The sequence below is a fragment of the Paenibacillus sp. sg306046 genome (assembly GCF_059821225.1).
This window is the reverse complement of sequence record NZ_JCAMRT010000023.1, coordinates 75,217-84,159: the sequence shown is the minus strand read 5'-3', so window position 1 is coordinate 84,159 and position 8,943 is coordinate 75,217. Positions and strand designations below refer to the sequence as shown.

At 54.1% G+C, this 8,943-nt stretch carries 8 protein-coding genes; all 8 read right to left on the bottom strand.

Translation table 11 applies throughout. The features are described from left to right. Window positions 1-258: 258 nt before the first annotated feature. Window positions 259-1,365, bottom strand: coding sequence for a glycoside hydrolase family 88/105 protein (locus tag AC6ROY_RS20805; protein WP_500102520.1), 1,107 nt, complete (start codon window positions 1,363-1,365; stop codon window positions 259-261). A 305-nt stretch (window positions 1,366-1,670) separates the two neighbouring features. Next, entirely contained in the window at window positions 1,671-2,390 is a 720-nt protein-coding gene (locus AC6ROY_RS20800) for a 5'-methylthioadenosine/adenosylhomocysteine nucleosidase (RefSeq protein ID WP_500102519.1), read from the bottom strand. Between the two features lie 40 nt (window positions 2,391-2,430). Further along, on the bottom strand, window positions 2,431-3,444 hold the full coding sequence (ccpA, locus tag AC6ROY_RS20795; RefSeq protein ID WP_500102518.1) for a catabolite control protein A: 1,014 nt from the start codon (window positions 3,442-3,444) through the stop codon (window positions 2,431-2,433). 154 nt (window positions 3,445-3,598) lie between these two features. Next, window positions 3,599-4,015, bottom strand: a complete 417-nt coding sequence (locus AC6ROY_RS20790; RefSeq protein ID WP_500102517.1) for a hypothetical protein — start codon at window positions 4,013-4,015, stop codon at window positions 3,599-3,601. Window positions 4,016-4,156: 141 nt separating this feature from the next. Then, window positions 4,157-4,561 carry a VanZ family protein gene (locus tag AC6ROY_RS20785; protein WP_500102516.1) on the bottom strand — a complete coding sequence of 135 codons (405 nt, stop codon included), beginning with the start codon at window positions 4,559-4,561 and terminating at the stop codon, window positions 4,157-4,159. Window positions 4,562-4,569: 8 nt separating this feature from the next. Next, window positions 4,570-5,103, bottom strand: coding sequence for a type 1 glutamine amidotransferase domain-containing protein (locus AC6ROY_RS20780; protein ID WP_500102515.1), 534 nt, complete (start codon window positions 5,101-5,103; stop codon window positions 4,570-4,572). A 67-nt stretch (window positions 5,104-5,170) separates the two neighbouring features. After that, window positions 5,171-6,973, bottom strand: a complete 1,803-nt coding sequence (ptsP, locus tag AC6ROY_RS20775) for a phosphoenolpyruvate--protein phosphotransferase (RefSeq protein WP_500102514.1) — start codon at window positions 6,971-6,973, stop codon at window positions 5,171-5,173. Then, window positions 6,966-8,864 carry a glucose PTS transporter subunit IIA gene (locus AC6ROY_RS20770; RefSeq protein WP_500102513.1) on the bottom strand — a complete coding sequence of 633 codons (1,899 nt, stop codon included), beginning with the start codon at window positions 8,862-8,864 and terminating at the stop codon, window positions 6,966-6,968. The genes ptsP and AC6ROY_RS20770 overlap by 8 nt, the downstream gene beginning before the upstream one ends. Window positions 8,865-8,943 lie beyond the last annotated feature (79 nt).

Sequence of the window (8,943 nt, the reverse complement as noted above, 5' to 3'; positions counted from 1 at the left end):
TTTTGCAACCCTCTTTTTTTCTTCCATCCCAGGGGCTTGCCCGCTGGTGCAGAAGCTTCTATAAATGGTTGCCGGCGCTGTTCTCTCGAACGGCCGAGTTGTAATGTACCATATCTGATTTGGTTTTGCAAGCGACAAATTGTACACCAAGCAAGCCGCGCAGGCCGCTTCAAAGCAAGAGGACGTTCTGTCCCTGCAAGCCAGCGGGAGCGAACTTCCTGTCGGAGTGAGCGATTTGTCATGCGCGGTCCGTATCAGCTACTCAGTGCGAAGACGTTTGATTTCATTAAAGGCCATCAGCAGAGGCGCAACGCCATGACCGTTGTTTTCAACGATCACTTCTCTCGTCGTGTAATATTCGAAGCTGCCGTCGCGTACGACGCCCGTTTCCGGATTCGTCCCGAGACCTGCACTTCGGCAAATTCCGCCCAGCCGCTCCTCTCCGTCCGTTTCATTCAAATAACGCTCCAGCGTGCCCTCAAACGCTCTTTTCCCGGCCGCTCTATAGGATAGCGGTAAATATCCAAGACGCACAGCCTTCAAGATCGCATATGCCATCATCAGTGTTCCACTTGTTTCCAGATAGTTATGCGGCCTGTCACCCGCGTCCACGACCTGGTACCACATGCCGCTTTCATGCTGATGCCGCAGCATATCGTCGGTCAGTTCCCGGAGATCCCCTTTCAGAAGCTCCGCTTCGACGGGCTCTCCCTCCAGCAGCTCCAGCACATCGACAAGCGCCATCGCCAGCCAGCCAACGGCGCGTCCCCACACATTTGGCGACTGGCCGGTTACCGGGTCACTCCAGAAAATAGCGCGGCTCTCATCATAAGCATGGCTGTACAGCTGTTTTTGCTCATGATAAATATGTAAGCGGGCGTTGCGGAACTGGTTAAGCATGTCGCTGTAATCTTTGACCGGAGCAAACTGCTTGACATAGCGGACATAAAACGGCTGCCCCATATACAAGCCATCCAGCCACACTTGATACGGATAGTTGGATTTATGCCAGAAAGCGCCCGTTGCTGTCCGCGGGTACGTTGCCAACTGCCCGTAGAGCAAGTCGGCGGTCTGCTTGTATTTCAGGTCCCCGCTTTTCTCGAACAGCCTCATTACAATACATGCCATGGGCAGTTGGTCGATATTGTAGTAGCTTGGATCAATCTGGGCAATCGTTCCTTCTTCATTATACAATCCGTCCACAAAACGCTTGACGAAGTCATATTCGCGTTCATCGCCTGTCTGGTCATAGCTGTCAAGATACGCCTTCATGATGCAGCTTTCGATATAATGCCAGCGGACGCTATACCACTTTGCCTCCGCCCTATATTGCTCCTTCAGCAGTTCTACCTTTGCGTACGTCATTTTTCCGCACCTCCTGATGAAATTCCCCAAGCGACCATCGGCCCTTTGCGGCAGCTGGAGCTCAAGTCTACAATTGTTAGCGCTTACAAAAGAAGAGCAAGCATTCACTGACAAATCACACGACAGGATGATGGTACCGTGACAGCGATCATTTGTTCAACATGATACAACTTAACATGCACCCCTGAAATTTCATCAGATACACCAGGGGTTTATACCAATATCCATTCCGGGGTGCACATCAAACCGAGCAATTATTGGAACCGTCAATTTACATGCAGCAGCCAAACGAGAAACTTGAAAAGCTAGGCCTGCGCCTGTTTCGAAAGCTGCTGCAGCATCGCTTCCACGATCTGAAAGGAATGCTCGGAAGCCAGTCGTGTAAATTCGGCAAAGTTGATATGCGCTGATCCGTCTGCCTTGTCAGACATCGAGCGAATGACAACAAACGGTATGTCGTTCATCGCGCAAACCTGCGCAACGGCCGCTCCTTCCATTTCCACACACGCTCCCTGAAGCTCGGTATGCAGCATAGCAACCGTTTCACGGCTGGCAATAAACTGATCTCCGGACAGCACACGTCCTTCGACAACCCGTCCCTCAAACAGCTTCTGGCTTACCCTCGCTGCCAGCGTACGCAAGCCTTCATCCGCCGCGAACAAAGACCTAGCTTGATAAGGAATCGTTCCCCGCGGGAAGCCGAGTGCCGTTACATCCATATCGTGCTGGAGGCATTCCGTTGACACGACAAGATCGCCGACGTCAAGCCGCGGGTCCACCGCGCCCGCCACGCCTGTAAAGATGATCGCCTTCACACCAAACGTGTCTGCCAGCACTTGTGTCGTTACGGCCGCGTTGACCTTGCCTACGCCTGATCGGCACAGCACGATGTCTTGTCCGTGAAAACGTCCTTCGATGAACGTAATCCCGGCTTTGACGGTTTCCGTCGCATCCACAAGATGAGCGTGGAATTTCTCGATTTCTTCCTTCATCGCACCCATGATGCCTACTTTGGCAAAGGTCATATACGCCAGCCTCCTTCCATATAAAAAGAAAAGGCCCACATCAACGGTGAGCCACCGAATTTCTATGAATGACCTCATGCGGCAAAATTACCTGGGTATGCTCGGAGGCATCCTTCGTTTCCTTATTCATCAGCTTTGTCAGCAACCGCATGGCCACAGCGCCAATATCATACATCGGCTGTGCAACGGTTGTAAGCTGCGGGCGCACCATAGAAGCCATCCGGATGTTGTCCACGCTGATCACAGACACTTCCTCCGGCACCTTGATATGATGATCCTGAAGCGTATGAATCGCTCCGATCGCCATCTCATCCGTAGCCGCAAAAATAGCCGTCGGGCGAGGGTCAAGCGTCAGGAAATATTTTGTTACATCCAAACCGGACTCATAACGATAGTTGCCGACACGGACGTAATCATCACGCACCGCAATTCCGGCCGCTTCAAGCGCCTTCTTATAGCCCTGGTAACGCGCATAGCCATTGGCAGGGTCCTGCAAATGTCCGGAAATCATCGCGATGTCGCGATGGCCCTGTTCGATCAAATACGTGACCGCATCATAAGCCGCCTGCTCGTGGTCAATATCAACAGACGGGATACTGCGCTGCTCATCAGCTGTTGCGCAAAGCACAACCGGCACCGAAGATGTCTTGAACGCTTGCACATGCTCGTCCGTAATGGCTCCGCCCATAAACAGCAAGCCATCCACCTGTTTCTCCAGCAGCGTGTTGATGACACGAATTTCTTTTTCCTTCCGCTTGTCGGCATTGCAAAGAATGATATTATAATGGTACATGTTAGCAATATCTTCAATACCTCTTGCAACTTCAGAAAAAATAGAGTTCGAAATGTCAGGAATTACAACGCCGACGGTTGTCGTTTTCTTGCTAGCCAAACCGCGGGCAACCGCATTCGGACGGTAGCCGAGACGTTCGATCGCTTCGAACACTTTCTTGCGGGTTTGAGGCTTTACGTTCGGATTATTGTTGACAACCCGCGAGACGGTTGCCATGGAAACGCCTGCTTCTCTGGCTACATCATAAATTGTCACAGTCACGGCCATTCTCTCCATTGCTTAATAAAGTATAGTGCGATCAGGTCGATTAGCCTTATCATACGACAAAAAGCGTGCTTTCGCAATGAATCGGGGGGCTGCCTGTAGTTATAGTATCAAATAATGAAAAAAAAGCCAACTGCAAGGCAGTTGGCTGCTACAAATCCTGTACGCTGAGCGAATGTTTGGCGATTTGCGCCAGCCGCTTGCGCAGCTCCTCGGTCCACGGCCCGTCGTGCAGCGACTGCGCCAGCAGCAATAAATCAAGCAGTTCGTTCACGCGTTCCTCAATAATGACTTCCACCGCGTCCGCAGCCCGCGACTTGTCCGTCGCCTTCATCATCAGATGGGCGATCTCGCTCACGTCGTCAAATGAAAGCTGCTGCTTTTCCGGCTTCCCGCCCAATGTGTCGATGAGCGCGGTCAGTTGAGGCTTCACCTCCGGAAATACCTCGCTCCGGCTGCATGACTCACAGGAAAACACCGGCACATTTTCGATCTCTACCTTATTCTGATAAATCACGGTGCGGAGACGAATCACCATAGCTTCCCCGCATTTGCACTGCTTCTGCAACGATACCACTCCTTTTGGCGGCACACCAAACTTACGGCTTACACTTTGCCTGATGATACAAGTATTCGACTTCAGAAGCGCTTCTCCTGCCGCCAAAGGCTTAGCAAATATAGGATAGGTCGCACAAGCTGCAGCGGTTAATCAGCGTTTATGACCGCGTTCGAAATAGGCAGACAGGCGGGGAATCGACACGACGAGCATCGCCAGCAGCGCACCGATTCCGTCATTGCGCAAATCGGCCACATCCGGTGTTCTGCCGGGCACAAATGACTGGTGGTATTCGTCCGTCACGCCATACAGCACACACAGCCCTACGACGAGCCCTTTGATGGCCCATGTCGCCCGCTCAGGTCTGATGCCCCAAAGAAACGTAAGCGCAAGCACAAAGTAGGAAACGAAATGCCCCCAATCAAACCCTTCCATCCACGGAAGCCATTCGCGAATCTGGTCCAGCCAGCCGCCGAGGTCGTCCCCCGTGCGCGATGACGAATAAAAAATGATTGCCATCCAACCGATGGAAGGCAGCCATCGTAAGCTACGACTCATAGAGGCTCCTATTTCAGCGCCGACTTGGCCAGCACATCAACAAAAGCTTTGCTGAACGCAGGCAGGTCCGGCGGTCTGCGGCCCGAGACGATATGACGGTCGACTACAACCTCGGCATCCACCCAGGTCGCTCCGGCATTTTCCAGGTCATCCTTGATCCCGGGCGTAGAAGTCATCGTGTAGCCCTGGCAAATTTTCGCGGAAGCAAGCACCCAGCCTGCATGGCAAATATGGGCGATCGGCTTCTCCGCCTCATGAAACTCGCGTGTCAGACGCAAGACGGACGCATAACGCCGGAGCTTGTCCGGAGCCCAGCCGCCCGGCACATACAAGCCGATATAGTCTTCGGAGCGAACCTCGTCGAGCGCATGATCCGTAGTCAGCGGAACGCCGTATTTGCCATGATATACGCGGCCGGACTCCGGTCCAGCCAGATGAACTTCCGCTCCGGCCTCGCGCAATCGCATAACCGGGTACCACATTTCCAAATCTTCAAATTCTTCATCAACAAAAGCAAGCACTTTGTAGCCTGTTAATTCCATTTGCTAACGTCCTTTCTTAATAGGTATGTCTCTTGTCTTCCGCCAGCGGCTGCAAGGCCGCTTCCGGCTACGGACAGCCGCTGGCGGAGGAAGATTCAGAGGCGGAATGGTCAGGCCCTGCGTCAGGCTCCAGACGGTCAGCGGAAGCCAGCTCCGTCTCCCAGTAACGTCCCAGCACCTGCAGCACCTCCGAGCTGCCCGGACAGACCGCCAGCTCCTGCCATAGATGCTCGGCATCGCTGTAGCAGCTTTGGATCAAGCTGTTTTTCATCCGTAAAATGGAGGACACGGACATGCTCAGCTCCTTGATGCCCAGCGACATCCATAACGGCAGCGCGCGCACGTCGCCCGCCAGCTCCCCGCACACACTGACATGAATGCCGTGTGCTCTGGCGCTTTCCGCCGTCATTTTCAGCATCCGGATGACAGCAGGATGGAACGGGTCGTACAGATGGGCGACCTGCTCGTTCATCCGGTCAACCGCAAGCACATACTGGACGAGATCATTGGTCCCGATGCTAAAAAAGTCAACCTGCTGCGCCAGCAGCTCGGCAATCATCACCGCGGCAGGCAGCTCAATCATAATGCCGACAGGCAGGTTGGGGCTAAAGGGGATGCCTGCGGCCTTCAACTCCGCCTTCACCTCATGCAGCACCTCATTGGCCCGGCGCAGCTCCTCCAGCGACGAGATCATCGGATACATAATCTTGATGCATCCATAGTGGCTGGCGCGCAGAATAGCGCGCAGCTGTGTCTTGAACAGATCAACCCGGTCGAGCAGCACGCGGATGGCCCGGTAGCCAAGCGAAGGATTTTCCTCCTCGGGCAGCTCCAGATAATCCAGATGCTTGTCTCCACCCACATCCAGCGTACGGATAACAAGCGGCTTGCCTGCCAGATGCCTGACCGCTTCCCGATACACCTCGAATTGCTCGTCTTCTCCCGGAAACGTGCTGCGATTCATATACAGAAACTCCGTGCGGAATAAGCCGACCCCGGACGCCCCTTTCCAGATCGCCTGTTCCAGCTCCTTGATCGAGCTGATATTGGCAGCCAGATGCATCTCCACGCCATCGCGGGTTTGCGAAGGAAGCCCGGCGAGCTGGAGCAGCCGCTCCTGATGCTGCTTCCACATCTCGCGCAGCCGCTGGTAACGTTCGATTTCCTGCTCGGACGGGTTTACGTACACAAGCCCCTCATCGCCGTCGATAATGAGGAAATCGCCGCTCTGAATCGGCTCCTGCAGCTTCCCTTCAACGCCCAGCACATAAGGCACGCCCATCGCGCGGGCCATAATCGCCACATGCGACGTTTTTCCGCCCATCATCGTCACCAGACCGAGCGTCTGGGTAACGTCCAGATGAACCATTTGCGACGGGATCAGCTCCTTGGCCACCAGGATGTACGGCTGATCCTTGGGCGGCAGCGTCTCTTCCAGCGCGCCCAGCAAATGCTTGAGCAGCCGGTTGCCGACATCCTTGATGTCCAGCGCGCGTTCCTTCATGTAGCCGTCATCCAGCAGGTCGAACATATTGACAAATTTCTCGATCGTTTCCTTGACCGCCACTTCCGCCGCCTTATACTGCCGCTGCATGATGCCTTGCACTTCATTCATAAACACAGGATCTTCCAGGATCGCCAGATGCGCATCGAAAATTTGCGTCTGCTCCTCGCCGAGCACGCTGACGAATTCCTGCTTGATCTGTTCGATTTCGTTTTTGGAGCAGCGTATGCCATCATACAGACGTTCAAATTCATAAGCCAAATCCGCAACATCTATCAGTTTGTCCGGAAAGTCCCACTCCCAGGTCGGAATAACGAAAGCCCTGCCCATCGCAATTCCGGATGAAGCCCCGATCCCCCTAGCCAAAAACGTTCCCCCCCCCTGTGCCTGATGTAGCGGTATCTTTAAGCACGACCGACATCACCGATGCCTGGCCTTTCTTCACCGCTTTATAAGGAGCAAAGCTCCAGGACTTCACGGCATCCGCATTGGTAATCAGCATCGGCGTCGCAAGCGACTTGGAGCCCTGCTTGACCTTCTGCAGGTTAAAGCGGACGAGCAGTTGTCCCGCCTCCACCTCATCGCCTTCCTTCACATATGCCGTAAAATATTTACCTTGCAGTTGGGCCGTGTCAATCCCGATATGCAGCAGCACCTGCAGCCCATCGGCCGTCTCAATGCCAAGCGCATGCAGCGTCGGATATAGATGAATAATCCGGCCCGCAATCGGCGCAACCAGCTCGCCTTTGTCGGGAATAAACGCAACGCCGTTGCCCACAATTTTACCGGCAAAAATTTTGTCCGGCACATCCTCCAGCGCAATCATCCGCCCCTGCATCGGCGCGTTAAACAACACCTGGCGAATATCTTTGCGCAGCACCTTGTTGATTTCCTCGCGGATCAGCTCCGAATACGTTCCGAATACAACCTGAACATTGCCGCCGCCCAGCGAAATGACGCCGGCCGCCCCCAGGTGGCGAAGCGCGGTCGTATCCATCAGCTTGTCGTTCTCCAGCGTAATGCGCAGCCGGGTGATGCAGGCCTCCAGGCTTTTCAGGTTGTTTTTGCCGCCCAGCGCCTCAAGAATCAGCGGCGAACGGTACGGAATATCGCCCGCCCATTCCTCCAGCTGCGAGCCTTCCTCACGGCCCGGCGTTGGCAAGCGGAACGTGCGGATCGCCCAGCGGAACAGCACATAATAAACGAGTCCAAACCCGAGCCCGACCGGAATGAGCAGCCAGCCATTGGTGGACAGATGCAGATTGATCAAGTAATCAATGGCCCCCGCTGAATACGAAAAGCCGTGATGAATATCCAGCTGATACGCAATCCACATGGATAAGCCGGACAAAATCGCATGAATGAAAAACAGGTACGGGGCGACAAACAGAAACGCAAATTCAATCGGCTCAGTCACCCCGGTCAAAAAACACGCGAATGCGGCCGTCAAAAAGGTCGCCCGGATTTTGGGCTTCAAGTCCTCCCGGGCTTCCTGAATAATCGCCAGTGCAATCGCAGGAAGCGCAAACATCATAATCGGATACAGGCCCGCCATATAAATGCCCGCGGTCGGATCGCCGGCAAAATAACGCGGCAAATCGCCGAACACCGGCTGCCCTGCATGATCATAGCTGCCGAGCTGGAACCAGAAAAAATTATTAAACACGTGATGAAGCCCGGACGGTACAAGCAGCCTGTGGATAATGCCATACAAAAATGTACCGAATCCCCCCAGGCTGAGCAGCATATCCGTCAGCTTCTGCATCCCGGTATTCATCAGCGGTCCGAGCTGGATCGTAATCAGCACCAGCACAAACATCGCCGGTCCCATAAACAGCGGCACCAGCCGGGGCCCTCCAAAAAATTGTATGGCCTCGGGCAGCTGAATATGTTTGACCCGGTGATAGATCACAGCTGCAATCAAGCCAACGAGAATGCCTCCGGGAATGCCAAGCTGAAAGGAATCTCCCAGGTAACGCTGCAGGGCCTGCGCAAACATAAAATGGCCTATTAGAGCTGACATGCCCGCCATTCCGGCGCTTTCCGTAAGTCCCAGCGCAACGCCGACCGCAAAAATAAGCGGCAAATATGTAAAAATAATGGTGCCGAATTCCAAAAATAGCTCCCCGACCCGGGCCATGTGAATCTGTTCCCACGGCAATGTGCCAAGGCGGAGCATAAGCGCTGCAATCGGCAGCGTGATGGTCGGCAGCATCAACGATCTACCCAACTGCTGCAAGTTTCCCATCCAGTTCAATAGTGCCGGAACCTCCTTTCCGTGAGGACTTCCCTCCACACTCTTACGATGGTAAGCGTTAACTAACATTTTGTCAACG

What these genes read in the sequence shown, in the direction of transcription:
- AC6ROY_RS20805 (WP_500102520.1), bottom strand. Translation starts at nt 1,365, where the DNA reads ATGACGTACGCAAAGGTAGAACTGCTGAAGGAGCAATATAGGGCGGAG.
- AC6ROY_RS20800 (WP_500102519.1), bottom strand. Translation starts at nt 2,390, where the DNA reads ATGACCTTTGCCAAAGTAGGCATCATGGGTGCGATGAAGGAAGAAATC.
- AC6ROY_RS20785 (WP_500102516.1), bottom strand. Translation starts at nt 4,561, where the DNA reads ATGAGTCGTAGCTTACGATGGCTGCCTTCCATCGGTTGGATGGCAATC.
- AC6ROY_RS20780 (WP_500102515.1), bottom strand. Translation starts at nt 5,103, where the DNA reads ATGGAATTAACAGGCTACAAAGTGCTTGCTTTTGTTGATGAAGAATTT.